Source organism: Acidimicrobiales bacterium (assembly GCA_036399815.1).
Classification (GTDB): Bacteria; Actinomycetota; Acidimicrobiia; order Acidimicrobiales; family DASWMK01; genus DASWMK01.
Map to the genome: position 1 here is coordinate 1 of DASWMK010000182.1, position 14,945 is coordinate 14,945.

A 14,945-nucleotide genomic window follows, 5' to 3' on the forward strand; every position below is an offset into this window, starting at 1 on the left:
CGGGAAGAACGGGGTCAGGTACAGCGTGTCCGCGCCCAGCGCGGCGACGTGGTCGAGGTCGGCCTCGATCCCCGGCAGGTCGCCCCCGAACAGCTGCACCATGGCGGCCCGGCCGCCCCGCACGACAGGGTCGTCCCACGCCGCCGGCGTCGCCCACGACGGCCAGCCCACCCGCGCCGCCACCCCGGTCGAGGCGAACCGGTCGGGCACCACCTCGTAGACGACGGCGTCGGCCAGCCACGACGGCGGGGCCGGCGCCGTCACCAGGCGGAAGTCGTGCTCGTCGGTCGGGTCGGCCCCGAGCGTGCCGTCGCCGGTCACCCAGCGCTGGCCGCCCGGGCCGGCGACGAGGAAGCGGTACCGGGTGTCGGGGTTGGCCACCTCCACGTCGGCCGCCCACCACCCCCCGCCCGCCGCCCGCCCGGCGGCCACGGCGGCCGTCCACGCCGCCTCGCCGTCCGGGGTGGTCCGCACGTGCACCTCGTCCACCCCGGCCCCGTCCGGCACCCACAGCCGCACCGGCACCCGGTCGCCCAGCGCCGGCGCGGCGGCGCCGACGTACCGGGGCGAGCCGTCGTGGTGGGGGAGGGCGAGGGGCGACGGGCCGGCCGTCACCCCTTGACCGCGCCCTGGGTGAGCCCGGAGACGATGTAGCGCTGGAGGAACTGGAACAGCACGACCACCGGGACGCCGGCCAGCAGCGCCCCGGCCGCGAACAGGCCCCAGCGGGCGTTGAACCGGTCCGACAGGAACCGGAACAGCCCGACCGACAGGGTGAAGTTGTCCGGGTCGCCCTGGCCGAGCACGGCGCTGGCGAGGATGAAGTCGTTCAGCAGCAGGATGAACGAGAGCAGGCCGACGACGGCGAGGATGGGCGCCACCAGCGGCAGGATGATCTTCACGAACACCTGGGTGTGGGTGGCGCCGTCGACCTTGGCCGACTCGTCGAGCTCGATCGGGATCGTGTCGAAGAAGCCCTTCATGAGCCAGGTGTTCACGCCCATCGCCCCGCCCAGGTAGACGAGCATCAGGCCGGCCCTCGTGCCGAGGCCGATGCTCGGGAACACGTCCTTGATGTTCGTCATGATCACGAAGATGGCGACAAACGCCAGCAGCTGCGGGAACATCTGCACCAGCAGGATCGTGAGGATGCCGCCCCGTCGCCCCCGGAAGCGCATGCGGGAGAAGGCGTAGGCGGCCGAGGCGGACAGCACGGTGATGCCGACGGCCGAGCCGCCGGCGATCACCATCGAGTTCACGAACCACTTGCCGTACGGGATGGAGCCGTCGAACAGGCGGCGGTAGTTGTCGAGCGTCGGGTGGTCGGGGACGAGCCGCTGGCTGGTGAGGCTCCCGGTCGGGTTGACCGACGCCGACACGATCCAGACGATCGGGAACAGGGCGAACGCCACCGCCGCCAGGGCGACGAGGTGGCGCCACCCGACCCGCCTGGCCCACCGGCCGGTGCCGCCGCGCGCCGTGCGGGCGACGGCCGCCCGCTCGCCCGCTCGCTGCACCCGCCCGGCCGCCGCGGCCGGCGCGTCGACGGTCGTCATCGCAGGTCCTCCAGCGCCCTCGTGCGGCGGAAGCTGATCGCCGAGATCGCCGCGACCATCACGAAGATCAGCATGGAGATGGCGGAGGCGAACCCGAAGTCGGCGCCCCGCCCGCCCTCGAAGGCGAGGCGGTACGTGTAGCTGATCAGGATGTCGGTGTGCCCGGCCGGCGTCTGGGCGCCGATGATCGGCGGGCCGCCCCGGTTCAGCAGGTAGATCACGTTGAAGTTGTTGAAGTTGAAGGCGAACGAGGCGATCAGCAGCGGCGCCAGGCTGATCAGCAGCAGCGGGAACGTCACCCGCCGGAAGGCCGTCCACGCGGTGGCCCCGTCCACGTACGCGGCCTCCCTGAGCTCGTTCGGGATGGCCTGGAGCGCGCCGGTGCAGACGAGGAACATGTACGGGAAGCCGAGCCAGGTGTTGACGAGCAGCACCGACGCCTTGGCGAGGGTCGGGTCCCGCAGCCACTCCACGTCCATGCCGAGCATCCGGTTCACCGCGCCGAACTCGGCGTTGAGGAGGCCGGCCCAGATGAGCGCGGTCATGAAGCTCGGCAGCGCGTACGGCACGACGAGCAGCGACCGGTAGACCCGCCGGCCCCGCAGCCCGGGGTGGTCGAGGGCGACGGCGAGGCCGAGGCCGACCGCGAACGTCAGCACCACCGACAGCACGGCGAACGCGTAGTTCCACACGAGCACCCGCAGGAACGGGCCGCGGATGGCCTCCGAGTCGAGGATGCGGGTGTAGTTGTCGAGCCCGACGACGGTGCGCCAGCCCGGCTCCAGCCGGTCGCCGCCGTCGCCCCGGAACTGGCCGTCGACCGGCCGGTAGACCTCGCCGGTCTCGGTGTTCGTGATCGTGTCGGCGGCCTCGTCGTAGCGCAGCACGCTCTCGACGAGCGCGGCCGACGTCGCCGTCTGGAGCCGGATGATGCCCTCGTCGGTCGGCACCTCGAGGTCGAGCAGCTCCCGCCCCCTGGCGTTGGCGTCCCGCAGGCCGAGCGGCGACCACCCCTCGACGGCGTCGGGCGGCTCGTCCACCTCCTCGGCGCCCTCGGCGGTGCCGAGGAACGTCGTGCCGTCCTCGTCGGTCAGGTAGAGGCCGAGCTCGCCGTCGTCGGACTCGAGCGGGGTCACCGTGAACCGGGGCGCGTCGGGCGTCGCCCGCACGGAGCTGCGCAGGATCTGCTCGAGGGCCTGGTCCTTCGAGAGGATGTTGCCGGTGCTGTAGTTGGTGAACGAGATGTAGGCCGAGTAGGCGACGGGATAGACCTGGAACGCCAGCATGAACAGCGTCCCGGGCAGGAGCCACTTGAGCGGGATGGCCCTTCGGCTCAGGTAGACGAGGTCGACGGCGACGGTGGCGACGACGGCCGAGGTCGCCGCCACCCACGCCCCCTGCTCGACGAGGCGGGGGAGGGCGAACAGCGTGGTGGCGTTGACGACGCCGAGCAGCGCCAGCTTGGCCAGCAGCCCGGCCGTGGACCGGCTCGCGGGCCGGAGGGCGAAGGCCCCCCGGCCCCGTCGTGCCGTGGTCCCCGCCACGTCGGGCTACTCGCCCTCTTCGATCAACGTCCTGATCTGGTCGGCGGCGTCGGTGAACGCCTGGCGGGGGTCGCCCTGGCCGGTGAGCACGAGCTGGTAGGCGTCGGTCCACGCGCTCCACACCGAGCCCATCTCGGGGATGGCGGGGAGCGGCTCGCCGTTGGCCCCGGCGGCCTGGAAGCCGGCGATGTCGGGGTCGTCGCTCACCTGCTCGAACGCCGCGGTGAGGGCCGGGGGCCGGCCGCCGGCCTCGAACAGGGCCACCTGGGCCTCCTCGTTGGCCATGAAGTCGACGAGGAACGTCTGGGCGGCGAGCGGGTTCTCGGCCTGGGCCGACACCATGAACCCCTGCACGCCGACGAACGGCTTGGGCTCGCCGCCGGCCACCGGCGGGATGGGCTCGACCACGTACGGCACGCCGGTGGCGGCGAAGCCGGTGTCCTCCTGGGTGATGGCCCACGGGCCGGTGATGGCGAACGGGGCCCGCCCGCTGCCGAAGGACTCGATCATCACGTCGTAGGTCGTCTCCGAGCTGATCAGCCCTTGGTCGGCCCACTGGGCGAACGCCTCGGCGGCCGCCAGCCCGCCCTCGCTGTCGATGCCGAGGTCGGTCGGGTCGTAGCTGCCGTCGTCGCCGCGGCCGAACACGTAGCCGCCGAGCGCGGTGAACAGCGGGTAGTTGTGGAACGGGTCGCCCGGGTCCTCCTGGACGGCGAGGGGGACGTCGACCTGCCCCTCCGCCTTCAGGTCGAGGGCCGTCTGGGCCAGCTCCTCGAAGGTGGCCGGCGCCTCGGGGACGAGGTCGGTGTTGCGGATGAGGGCGACGTTCTCGACCGCGTACGGGAGGCCGTAGAGCTGGCCGTCGTAGGTGAACGCGTCGATGGCGACGGGGTTGAACTCCTCGGCCCGGTCGCCCAGGTCGACGGGGGCGACGACGCCGCTCGTGACGAGCTGGCCCAGCCAGTCGTGGGCGCCGATGATGATGTCCGGGCCCTCGCCGGCCGGCCCGGCGACGGTCAGCCGGTCGCGGATGTCGTCGAAGCCGAGCTCCTGCACGGCGACGGTGAGGTCGTTCTCCTCGCCGAACTGCTCGACGAAGGGCTGGATCACCGGCGTCCGCGTGTCGTCGGCCCAGATCACGAGGTCGGCGTCGGCCCTGACGACCTCCTCGCCCTCCTCCTCGCCCTCGGCGGCGGTGGTGGTGGTCGTCTCCTCCTCGGCCGCCTCGGTGGTGCTCGTGGTCGTCGAGTCCTCGGCCGCCGTCTCGTCGCCGTCGTCGTCCCCGCCGCACCCGGCGGCGAGCAGGGTCAGGACGGCGAGGACGGCGAGCACCAGCTTCCAGCGTGCGCGCATGGCGTTCCCTTCGGTGGGGCCGGTCGGGTCTGGCGCCGCCTCCGACCGCTGCCCGTCGGGGCGACGCCGTCACACTAGGTGCCGCCCGTCAGGGGCGTGCACGGCGCCGTCGCCAGGCCGCGCCGGTCGCCCGATCAGCGCGCGATCCATCGGCGTGCCGCGGGTGCGAGTGCGGAGTAGAAGCGGGACGCTCGCCAGCCGGGTCGCCCCGTCGCCGGCCCCCCGCCACGTCATCCGAGGAAAGCGCTCGCGCTCGCACTCGCGCCGCACTCCGCATAAGGAAGCAGTCGGCGTCAGGAAACGGCGCATGCCGCGCTTGTTCACGACTGCTCGCGCCGAATCTGGAACTGCCAGCGTGCTGGCTCCGGACCATTACGACGCGGTGTAGCGGTGATAGCGATAGATCGATCCGTATTTACGCACTCGTCGAGGAGGCTCAACCTCGCGCGTGAGCAGGTGTGCGGCAAGAAAGCGCTGCCATACCACTTCGGCGATAGCAGATATTGCCTGGGGGGTATTCACGCTACACACACAAGAACGTCCCCGAACGACACCTCATGAAGCAGAACCTACGGCGACGTAGACAGAGGCGCACTTAGTCCCACACTGTCGGGAGCGCCGAACGACGGCTACAACGAGCCGGGTCCCTTGGAGGTCTCTTCGTCGCCCTTCTGTGCGACGTCCTCGGCCTCGGGCAGTGGTTCAGCGTGCAGCGATAGTTGACGGACCTCCTTCAGTAGCTCGCGACCTAATGAGGCGAGCGTCCAATAGTCATTATCATCATTGACTGAGTGACGTCGGGCGCTAGGTTCAACGAGCCCTAAAGCCACCAAGTCGGCCAGGATGGCCCTCACCTGATTCATCGCGGTGAGGTCCCAAGGACTATTGATTGCCGCATGCATTGCGAGCGTCTGGGACAATGAAGTCGTGGAGTCCTCTGTCACCAATGACGGAGCAAGCCAATAGAAGATGTCAAAGAGCGAGGTCTCTGGACTGTCCTCCCAGGGTTGCGAGGGCCTCCGCCGGAAATTGTATTGAACGGTATTACTCTCTAGGGCGCGGCGGACATCGAAAACTCGCCTTTTCTCATCGGCTCTCGACTGTCGTTTCGCGTCATCGAGTTGTTGCCGCAGGGCGGCGTTCTCGGCACTTAGCCGTGTCAGCTCCGCCATCACGGCTGGGCTCGCGACGGACGTACTCGCTCGCACCCAGCCCTCTCGTGGGTACGCCGTGAACGCCTTCATGAGCGCCACCACACATTTGGCATGCAGTTCGTCCGAATTTCTCCAGAAGTCTACGAGTCTCTCCTTGACCCGTGCTTTGAAGTCTTCAAGGCCGGCAAGCGCAATCGGATCCTTGTCGACTCGGTCCGCGGGCCATTCAGCCTTCTCATCGATGAGGAATGCCAGTACGGGGACTCCTCTGGTTACTGCATACTCATACTCGCGGCGTGTGTAGCTCTGTCCGTCCTCAAGGGTCGACCCGTATCTATGCGCGAGTATTGCAATGTAGTAATCACTCTCATCGATGTGTCGCTGAATGATCCGCCATTGCTCCTCGTCGGCAGCGCTAAACATCTCCATGCCGACGGGAATGTGACCCATCTCTAATACGGCGCGCACAACAGTCTCGCGCTCAATTCTAAGATCCTCATATGTCGAACTGACGAATATTTGATACTTCTGCATCTACCCCCCGGAACAAAAACCGGCACAGTGCCTAGAGCATTGTATAGCGGGAGCCCCCCGATGGGGTTGGACGGACGGTTTCATGCGAGAAGAAGGCAAGTCAGGCCGCCCGACCTCGTGGTGCACCGGCCGATCGTCGCATCGCGGCCTCGGTACAGTCCGCCGCCGTGCGCGACCTCGCCGGCGAGCTCCTCGACGCCATCGACCGGGCCGGCGGCCAGGTGACCGACCTTCTTCGCTCGGCCGCCCCGGGCGACGCCGAACGCCGGCTGCCGGGGTCGTCGTGGACGGTCGGCGACACGGCCGCCCACCTCGCCGACGGCACCGGGTCCTACGTCGACTACCTCAACGGCTCCACCGAGTCGTGGGCCGACCTGAGCGACCTGCCCGGCGGGTCCCTGGCGGCCAGCAACGCCCGCCACCTCGCGGAGGTCGCCGACCGCGACCTCGGGTCCCTCGCCGACGCCATCGACGCCCGGCTGGCCGAGGTCGCCGTGGCCGCCGGGGCGCTCGACGGCGACGACCGGGTGTTCTGGCACGGGCTCGACGTCCCCCTCGCCACCTTCCTCGCCGCCGGCCTCGGCGAGCTGCTCGTCCACGGGCTCGACATGGCGAAGGTGCTCGAGCGGCCGTGGCCCATCCCGCCGGGCGAGGCCGCCATGGTCGCCGAAGGCCTGGTGCCCCTCCTGCACCTGCTCGTGGCCGAGGAGGCGGCGAAGGGCGTCCGCGTGACCTACGAGCTCCGCCTACGCGGCGGCGGGACGGCGACCCTGGCGTTCCGCGATGGCGCGCTGGACGCCCGCATGGGGCCGGCCCCCGACGCCGACTGCCGGGTCAGCGCCGACCCGGTCGCCTTCCTCCTCGTCGCCTACGGCCGGCGCAGCCAGTGGTCCGCCGCCGCCACCGGCAAGCTCCTGGCGTGGGGCCGCAAGCCGTGGGCGGCGTTCCGCCTGACGAGCCTCCTCGTCCCGCCCTGAGCGTCCCTAGGCTGGGGCGGTGGCCCTGGCCTGGCAGCCGACCCTGTTCGGGGCGAGCGCGCCGGCGGCCGACGCCGGCTTCGCCACGCTCGCCCGCACCGACCTCGACGGCGAGGCCTGGGTCGACCACGCCCCCGGCTGGCTGACCGGCGCCGACGACGTGTTCGCCGAGGCCCTCGAGCGGGCGCCGTGGGAGGGCCGCACCGTCCGCATGTACGACCAGCGCCTCGAGCAGCCCCGGCTCACGGCCCACGGCTGGGACGCGGCCCCGGCCGTGGTCGAGGACATGCGCCGGCTGCTGTCCGACCGCTACGGCGTCGACCTCGTGTCGGTGGGGTGGAACCTCTACCGCGACGGCCGGGACAGCGTCGCCTGGCACGGCGACCGGGTGGCGAGGACGATGCCGACGGCGACCGTCGCCATCGTCTCCCTTGGCGGCCGGCGGCGGTTCCTGCTGCGGCCGAAGGGCGGCGGCCGGTCGGTGCGCTTCGAGGTCGCCTCGGGCGACCTGCTGGTGATGGGCGGCAGCTGCCAGCGCACCTGGCAGCACAGCATCCCGAAGGTGGCGGTGGCCGCGCCCAGGATCTCGATCACCTTCCGCCACGCCTACGACCGCTAGGCGGGCTCGACCTCCTCGCCGCCGAGCCACACCCGCGACGGCCGCAGCCCGAACGCCCACGCGAACGCGCCCTCGTGGTCGGCGTCCCAGGCGACGAGGTCGGCCAGCCGCCCCGGCTCGACCACGCCCCGGTCGGAGGCCCGCAGCGACCGGGCGCCGCCGGCCGTGGCGGCCGTGAGCGCCTCGTCCACCGACAGCCCGAACACGGCGACGGCCAGCGCGACCACCAGGCTCATCGACGTGATCCCGCTGGTGCCGGGGTTGTGGTCGGACCCGAGGGCGAGGTGGACGCCGGCGTCGGCCAGCGTCCGGGCCGGCGGCGTGGCGCCGAGGGACAGCGCCGTGCCCGGGCAGAGCACGGCGGTGACGCCGGCGGCGGCCAGCGCAGCCGCGTCCTCGGCCGTGGCCCGCAGCAGGTGGTCGGCCGACGCCGCGCCGACCTCGGCGGCGAGGAGCGACCCGCCCGTCCTGGCCAGCTCGTCGGCGTGGACCCGGGGCACGAGGCCGGCCGCCGCGCCCTCCGTGACCACCCGGCGGGCCTCCTCGACCGTGAACGCGCCCTCGTCGCAGAACACGTCGACGAAGCGGGCGCCGGCCGCCGCCGCCTCGCCGGCCCACCCGGCCGCCTCCGCGGCGTAGTGGTACTGCTCGCGCTCCCACTCCGGCGGGACGGCGTGGGCGGCGAGGAACGTGACCGCGATGCGGGGCACGCCGGGCCGGCCGCTCACCCGCCGCAGCAGCCGCACGGCCGCCACCTCGCCCTGGCGGTTCAGGTGGTAGCCGGTCTTGGCCTCGACCGTGGTCGTGCCGGCCCGCAGCCAGGTGGCCAGGCGCCTGGCCGTCGCCGCCTCGAGGTCGCCCACGTGGGCCGCCCGGGTCGAGCGGACCGTCGACCGGATGCCGCCGCCCTCGGCCGCCACCTGCGCGTACGGCACGCCGGCGCTGCGCCGGGCGACCTCGGCCGACCGGGGCCGGGCGTACACGGGGTGGGTGTGGGCGTCGACGAGCCCGGGCGTGAGCAGGCAGCCGCCGAGGTCGACCACGTCCGGGTCGCCGGGCGCGTGGGCCGCCGGCCCCACCCAGGTGATGCGGTCGCCCTCGATGGCCACCGCGGCGTCGTCGAGCGTCCCCTGCGGCCCCGCCGTGAAGAGGCGCCCGATCCCCGTGATGACCGTCATAGGGGGGCGGACCGTACCAGCGGCGCGTCCCCCGGCCGGGGGCCGCACCGCCGCTCGGCCGCCCCGCCGCCGGTGACGGACAGGTTGGTCACCGTGTTCACGAGCGAGACGTGCGAGAAGGCCTGCGGGAAGTTGCCGAGCATCCGGCCCGACGCCGGGTCGTACTCCTCGGACAGCAGGCCGACGTCGTTGGCGATGGCCCGCAGCCGCTCGAACAGGCGCACGGCCTCGTCCCGCCGCCCGAGGAGGGTCCAGCAGTCGGCCAGCCAGAACGTGCACATGAGGAACGCGCCCTCGGCCGCCGGCAGGCCGTCGAGGTCGGGGTGGGGCACGTAGCGGCGGACGAACCCGTCGTCGACGAGCTCGGTGGCGACCGCCTCGACCGTGTTGACCACCCGCGGGTCCGACGCCGGCAGGAACCCGACGAGGGGGATGCGCAGCAGGCTGGCGTCGAGCTCGGTCGACCCGTAGTGCTGGACGAACACGCCCCGGTCGTCCACCCCCCGCTCGAGCACCTCGGCCCTGATCTCGACCCCGAGCCGCCGCCACCGGTCGACCGGCCCGTCGGTGCGGTGCGCCTCGCAGGCCCGGGCCGCCCGGTCGGCCGCCACCCACGCCATCACCTTCGAGTGGGTGAAGTGGCGGCGCGGCCCCCGCACCTCCCAGATGCCCTCGTCGGGCCGGCGCCAGTTGCCCTCGAGGAAGTCCATGAGCGCCTTCTGAAGGGCCCACGACTCCTCGTCGGCGTCGATCCCGTGCTCGCGGGCCTGGTGGAGGGCGTCGAGCACCTCGCCCCACACGTCGAGCTGGAACTGGTCGGCGGCGGCGTTGCCGACCCGCACCGGGCCGGACCGCTCGTAGCCCGGCAGCCAGTCGACCGTCCACTCCGGCAGCCGGCGCTCGCCGCCCACCCCGTACATGATCTGGAGCCTCGACGGCTCGCCGGCGACGGCCCGCAGCAGCCAGTCCCGCCACGCCACCGCCTCGGTCGTGAAGCCGGCGCCGAGCAGGCTGAGCAGGGTGAACGTGGCGTCGCGGAGCCAGCCGTAGCGGTAGTCCCAGTTCCTCGGCCCGCCCAGCTGCTCGGGCAGCGACGTGGTCGGGGCGGCCACGATGGCGCCGGTCGGGTGGTAGGTGAGCGCCTTCAGCACGACGAGCGAGCGGCGGACGTCGGCCGCCCAGTCGCCCTCGTAGCGGCACTGGGAGACCCACGCCTCCCACCACCGCTCGGTGTCGGCCACGGCCCGGAACGGGTCGCACCGCTCGGGCGGGGCGAGGTGCGACGGGTGCCAGCTGAGCGTGAAGGGCACCCGGTCGCCGGCGCCCACGGTCACGTCGGCGACGGTGGTGAGGTCCTCGCCCCTCGTCGGCACCGGGGTGTCGAGGAACAGCGACTCGGGGCCGCAGATGGCCCGCAGCCGGCCGTCGGGCATCCGCCGGACCCAGGGCACGTCCTTGCCGTAGTCGAAGCGGACGACGAGCTCCATGCGGACCGGCACCCGGCCGCGGCGGCCCTCGACGACCCGGACGAGGTTGGGCTCGCCGTCGCGGATCGGCATGCAGTCGACGATCGCGACGGTCCCGTCCGCGGTGTCCATCTCGGTCTCGAGGACGAGCGTGTCGCCCCGGTAGCGGCGGCGGACGGCGGTGACGGGGGCGGCCGGGGCGATGCGCCAGCGGCCGTGCTCCGGCCCGCCGAGGAGGGCGGCGAAGCAGGCGGGCGAGTCGAAGCGGGGGAGGGCGAGCCAGTCGACCGAGCCGTCCCGGCCGACGAGCGCGGCGGACTCGGTGTCGCCGAGCAGGGCGTAGTCCTCGATGCGGGCCGGCACGGGCGACGGTCTACCCCCGCAGCCACCGCCGCCGTCGCCGCCGGGAGTGACTAGCCCGTTCGGGCCACCCCGCATGGCCGAAAGGAGCCATGGCCCGGCTGTGGACGAACCGCCATACTTTCCCGGCGACAAGGGGCCCAGGGGAGGCCTCGCCGGTCCGGGGGACCGCATCGGGGGTTGCGGTACGCGGGGGACACCGGGCCGCCGGCAGGCGGTGGCTGGGAGGGAGGGCCCAGCCGACCACCACCTCCCCTGGCCCCTCGCTCGCGTCCGGGCCCGCGTCAGGCGTCGAGGTCGGTGCACTCCCGCAGCTGGTCCCAGTAGGCGAGCGCGGCGTCCGCCTCGTCGCCCTCGAGCGGGTGGTGCAGCCCGTCGACCAGCACGCCGGGGAGGAACCGGTAGCCGTCGACCCGCCTGCCGGTGACCGTCACCTCCAGCACGCCGGTGTTCACCGACAGCGGCGTGCGCTCCATGAACGTGAAGTTGCCGAGCCCGTAGGCCACGAACGCGTCGCCGAGCATCCCCGCGCCCTGGAGCACGTGGGCGTGCCCGCCGACGACGAGGTCGGCCCCGGCGGCCACGAGGTCCCCGGCCAGGTCCTGCTGCACCTCGGTCGGGCAGGACTGCTGCTCGACCCCCCAGTGCAGGAACACGACGACCGTGTCGCTGTCCTCCCTCGCCGCCCGCACCTCCTCGACCAGGCGGTCGACCCGCTTGGCCGACGCCAGCCCCGGCTCGTCGCCCTCGGCCGTCCACTCGTCGATCAGGAAGTCGTCGAGCACCTGGGTGGCGGCGATGACGGCGATGCGCTGGCCGTCGACGGTCGTGCGGAACGGGGCGTAGGCCTCATCCTCGGTGCGGCCGGCCCCGATGACCGGGAAGCCGGCGCTCGCCGCGAGGTCGAGGGTGTCCTCCAGCCCGTCGACCCCGTAGTCCATGCCGTGGTTGTTGGCCACGGAGGCGACGTCGACCCCGGCCGACTGCAGCGCGTCGAACGCCGCCGGAGGGGCCCGGAACGTGAACTGCTTGGGCGCCGGCGTCCCGCCCTCGGTCACCGCCGTCTCCAGGTTGACGACGGCCAGGTCGGCGGCGGACAGGGTCGGGGCGACGAGGGCCATGACCGAGGACGGGTCGGCCAGCAGCCGGGCCTCGATGGACCGCTCGAAGTGGACGTCGCCGCCGAAGGCGATCGTCACCGGGTTGCCGCTGCCGAGCGGGTCGGCCGTCGTGGTGGTGGACGGGGCGGTGGTGGTCGGCGCGGCCGAGGTGGTCGTCGTCGGGACCGGCCCGGCCGACTCGCCGTCCGGGCCGGCGACGGCCCACACCGGCCCGCCGACGGCGACGGCGGCGACGACGGCGACCGTCACCCGCCGGCGGAGGTAGACCCGCCGGGGCAGCCGGCGCGGCCGGCGGGGCGCGGCGGTCGCCATGCCGGCCTCAGCCCCGGAGGAGCTCCGCCACCCGGAACGCGAGGTCGAGCGACTGGCGGGCGTTCAACCGCGGGTCGCACATGGTCTCGTAGCGCTCGTCGAGGCGGGCGTCGTCGATGTCGTCGGCCCCGCCGAGGCACTCGGTCACGTCGTCGCCGGTGAGCTCGACGTGGATCCCGCCCGGCCAGGTGCCCTCGGCCCGGTGGGCGGCGAAGAACCCGACCAGCTCCCGCTCGATGTCGTCGAGGTGCCGGGTCTTGCGCCCGCCCGGCGCCATGAACGTGTTCCCGTGCATCGGGTCCGACGCCCACACGACCGGGTGGCCGGCGGCCGTGACGGCCCGGAGCAGCGGCGGGAGGCCGTCGCCGATGCGGTCGGCGCCCATCCGGATGATGAGGGTGAGCCGCCCCGGCCGGCGCTCGGGGTTCAGCCGCTCGCACAGGGCGACGACCTCGCCGGGCGTGGCCGTCGGCCCGACCTTCACCCCGACGGGGTTCCCGACGCCGGACAGGAACTCCACGTGGGCCCCGTCGAGCTGGCGGGTGCGGTCCCCGATCCAGAGCATGTGGGCCGAGCAGTCGTACCAGTCGCCGGTGAGGCTGTCCCGCCGGGTGAGCGCCTCCTCGTAGCCGAGGAGCAGGGCCTCGTGGCTCGTGTAGAAGTCGACCTCGTGCAGCATCGGCTGCACGGCGACGTCGATCCCGCAGGCCCGCATGAACCGCATGGCCCGGTCGATCTCGTCGGCCACCACCTCGTAACGCCGCCCCTCGTGGCTCGACGCCACGAACTCCTGGTTCCAGGCGTGGACCCTCGACAGGTCGGCGAAGCCGCCCTTGGTGAACGCCCTGAGCAGGTTCAGGGTGGACGCCGACTGGTGGTAGGCGCGCACGAGGCGGTCGGGGTCGGGCGTGCGGGCCGCCTCCGTGAAGACCGGGTCGTTCACCATGTGGCCCCGGAAGACGGGCAGGTCGACGCCGCCCACGGACTCGACCGAGCCGCTCCTCGGCTTGGCGAACTGCCCGGCGATGCGGCCGACCTTCACCGCCGGCACCCCGGCCGAGTAGGTGAGCACGACGGCCATCTGGAGGACGACCTTGAGCTTGTCCCTGATGGCGTCGGCCGAGAAGCTGTCGAAGGACTCGGCGCAGTCCCCGGCCTGGAGCAGGAAGGCCCGGCCGGCGGCGACCTCGGCCAGCGCCTCCGTCAGGTGCCTCGCCTCGCCGGCGAACACCAGCGGCGGGTAGCCGGCGACGACCTTGCAGGCCGCGTCGTAGGCGTCGGCGTCCGGCCAGTCGGGCTGCTGGGCGGCCGGCAGCTCGCGCCACGACGTGGGGGACCAGGGCACGTCACCAGGGTGGCCCAGGCCGGCGGGCGGCTGCAATGCGGTCGGGCGCCGGGTCAGGCCGGGTCGAGCGTGATGCGGATCGCGACCCGGCGCTCCCGGCGCAGCGAGTCGCGGAAGTCGTCCCAGTCGGGGTGCTCGCCGGCGGCCTGGCGGTAGAGGTCGACCAGCGGCTGCTCGGCGTCGGGCAGCTCGACGATCTCAGCGGTGCCGTCGGCCTGGACCCACGGCCCGTAGAACCGGTCGGTGAAGGCGCAGAGCGTGGCGCGGGGGTCGCGGCGCAGGTTGGCGACCTTGGCCCGGTCCGTCGTGGCGCTGATCACGACCCGCCCGTCCTCGTCCACGCCGGCGACCACCGGCGACGCCTGGAGGCGGTCGCCGGAGGAGCGGCGGGTGACGAGGACCGTGTGGTGGTGCTCCCGCAGGAAGGCGCGGACCTCGTCGGGGGTGCTGGCCACCGCTCGGTCAGGCGGCGTCGGTGTCGATGCGGTTGGCGGCCTCGTCGCGCACGGCGCTGACGGCCCGCTTGACCAGCCGGCGGGCGGCCTCGGCGGTCACGCCCAGCTCCTCGCCGACCTCCCGGTAGCTGCGCTTGCGGCCGTCGTGGAGGCCGAAGCGCTGCTCGACGGCGTAGCGGGCCCTCGCGTCGAGGACGCCGAGCAGGTCGGTCACCATCTGCTCCTCGGCCCTGGCCAGCACCTCGGCCTCGGGGCCGGGGGTGGCGTCGGGGAGGATGTCGACCAGCTCGTTGCTGTCGTCGTCGCCGATCGTCCGGTCGAGCGACGTCGGCGTGGTGAGGCGGTGGAGCAGCGCGTGCTCGTCGTCGAGCTCGTCGCCGTCGCCGGCCACCTGGCGGAGGGCGGCGCGGAGGCTGGCCGAGCGGTCACCGGGCAGGCGGACGAGGCTCGCCTTCTGGTCGAGGGCCCGGCCGATGGCCTGGCGGATCCAGAAGGTGGCGTAGGTGGAGAACTTGAACCCCTTGCGCCAGTCGAACTTGTCGACGGCGTGCTCGAGGCCGAGGTTGCCCTCCTGGATGAGGTCGAGCAGCTCCATGCCGGGGGGCAGCGGGTAGCGGCGGGCGACGCTCACGACGAGGCGGAGGTTCGCCCTGATGAACCGGTCCTTGGCGCGGGCCGCGGCGCGCACCTTGCGGCGCAGCGCCGGGTCGTGCTCGCCCGCCTCGATGCGGGCGGCCGCGAGGCGGCCCTGCTCGATGATCTGCGACAGCTCCCGCTCCTCGGCGGCGGTGAGGAGGGGGACGAGGCCGATTTCGTTGAGGTACTGGCCGACGGAATCGCTCATGGCACCTGGTTTGAACGGGAATTACTGATGTGTCATTCCCGGATCGACGTCGAGCATTCGGGATCGCGCCGTACCCGGGAAGGAATGGTTGCAACATGTCCACGCCTGTCCTCCTTCCCTACCCACC

13 protein-coding genes are annotated in these 14,945 nt (G+C 72.8%); 2 read left to right on the forward strand and 11 right to left on the reverse strand.

What is annotated here, in order from left to right:
* From VGB14_13450 to VGB14_13470, 5 genes are all read right to left on the reverse strand, one after another.
* On the reverse strand, positions 1–615 hold a 615-nt coding region (locus VGB14_13450), incomplete at its 3' end, for a hypothetical protein (protein HEX9993929.1).
* Positions 612–1,556 (reverse strand): sugar ABC transporter permease, encoded by a 945-nt coding sequence (locus VGB14_13455; protein HEX9993930.1) that lies wholly within the window; start codon positions 1,554–1,556, stop codon positions 612–614. The genes VGB14_13455 and VGB14_13450, both read right to left, overlap by 4 nt.
* Entirely contained in the window at positions 1,553–3,100 is a 1,548-nt protein-coding gene (malF, locus tag VGB14_13460) for a maltose ABC transporter permease MalF (protein HEX9993931.1), read from the reverse strand. Before malF ends, VGB14_13455 begins: the two co-directional genes overlap by 4 nt.
* A 6-nt stretch (positions 3,101–3,106) precedes the next feature.
* A complete protein-coding gene (locus VGB14_13465; protein ID HEX9993932.1) occupies positions 3,107–4,453 on the reverse strand; it encodes a maltose ABC transporter substrate-binding protein in 1,347 nt (448 codons plus the stop codon).
* A 629-nt stretch (positions 4,454–5,082) separates the two neighbouring features.
* On the reverse strand, positions 5,083–6,141 hold the full coding sequence (locus VGB14_13470) for a DUF4062 domain-containing protein (protein ID HEX9993933.1): 1,059 nt from the start codon (positions 6,139–6,141) through the stop codon (positions 5,083–5,085).
* A 167-nt stretch (positions 6,142–6,308) separates the two neighbouring features.
* Here VGB14_13470 and VGB14_13475 point away from each other — a divergent pair, with 167 nt between their 5' ends.
* Positions 6,309–7,118 carry a maleylpyruvate isomerase N-terminal domain-containing protein gene (locus tag VGB14_13475; GenBank protein ID HEX9993934.1) on the forward strand — a complete coding sequence of 270 codons (810 nt, stop codon included), beginning with the start codon at positions 6,309–6,311 and terminating at the stop codon, positions 7,116–7,118.
* Positions 7,119–7,137: 19 nt separating this feature from the next.
* Positions 7,138–7,737 (forward strand): alpha-ketoglutarate-dependent dioxygenase AlkB, encoded by a 600-nt coding sequence (locus tag VGB14_13480; GenBank protein ID HEX9993935.1) that lies wholly within the window; start codon positions 7,138–7,140, stop codon positions 7,735–7,737.
* Here VGB14_13480 and hutI read toward each other — a convergent pair.
* From hutI to VGB14_13510, 6 genes are all read right to left on the reverse strand, one after another.
* Positions 7,734–8,915 (reverse strand): imidazolonepropionase, encoded by a 1,182-nt coding sequence (gene hutI / locus VGB14_13485; protein ID HEX9993936.1) that lies wholly within the window; start codon positions 8,913–8,915, stop codon positions 7,734–7,736. The two genes, VGB14_13480 and hutI, sit on opposite strands and share 4 nt — an antisense overlap.
* Positions 8,912–10,744 carry a glycoside hydrolase family 15 protein gene (locus tag VGB14_13490; protein HEX9993937.1) on the reverse strand — a complete coding sequence of 611 codons (1,833 nt, stop codon included), beginning with the start codon at positions 10,742–10,744 and terminating at the stop codon, positions 8,912–8,914. The genes hutI and VGB14_13490 overlap by 4 nt, the downstream gene beginning before the upstream one ends.
* Before the next feature lie 281 nt (positions 10,745–11,025).
* A complete protein-coding gene (locus VGB14_13495) occupies positions 11,026–12,174 on the reverse strand; it encodes a CapA family protein (GenBank protein HEX9993938.1) in 1,149 nt (382 codons plus the stop codon).
* A gap of 7 nt (positions 12,175–12,181) precedes the next feature.
* The gene (locus VGB14_13500) at positions 12,182–13,519 is read right to left on the reverse strand and encodes a 3-deoxy-7-phosphoheptulonate synthase class II (protein HEX9993939.1); all 1,338 of its coding nucleotides are present in this window, start codon (positions 13,517–13,519) and stop codon (positions 12,182–12,184) included.
* Positions 13,520–13,572: 53 nt separating this feature from the next.
* Positions 13,573–13,974: a PPOX class F420-dependent oxidoreductase gene (locus VGB14_13505; GenBank protein ID HEX9993940.1), complete on the reverse strand. Its 402-nt coding sequence runs from the start codon at positions 13,972–13,974 to the stop codon at positions 13,573–13,575.
* A gap of 7 nt (positions 13,975–13,981) precedes the next feature.
* Positions 13,982–14,818, reverse strand: a complete 837-nt coding sequence (locus VGB14_13510; GenBank protein HEX9993941.1) for a sigma-70 family RNA polymerase sigma factor — start codon at positions 14,816–14,818, stop codon at positions 13,982–13,984.
* Between the last annotated feature and the right edge of the window lie 127 nt (positions 14,819–14,945).

Excerpts from the sequence above, each read along its gene's own strand:
- VGB14_13470 (HEX9993933.1), bottom strand. The coding sequence starts at position 6,141 with ATGCAGAAGTATCAAATATTCGTCAGTTCGACATATGAGGATCTTAGA.
- VGB14_13495 (HEX9993938.1), bottom strand. The coding sequence starts at position 12,174 with ATGGCGACCGCCGCGCCCCGCCGGCCGCGCCGGCTGCCCCGGCGGGTC.
- VGB14_13465 (HEX9993932.1), bottom strand. The coding sequence starts at position 4,453 with ATGCGCGCACGCTGGAAGCTGGTGCTCGCCGTCCTCGCCGTCCTGACC.
- hutI (HEX9993936.1), bottom strand. The coding sequence starts at position 8,915 with ATGACGGTCATCACGGGGATCGGGCGCCTCTTCACGGCGGGGCCGCAG.
- VGB14_13455 (HEX9993930.1), bottom strand. The coding sequence starts at position 1,556 with ATGACGACCGTCGACGCGCCGGCCGCGGCGGCCGGGCGGGTGCAGCGA.
- VGB14_13510 (HEX9993941.1), bottom strand. The coding sequence starts at position 14,818 with ATGAGCGATTCCGTCGGCCAGTACCTCAACGAAATCGGCCTCGTCCCC.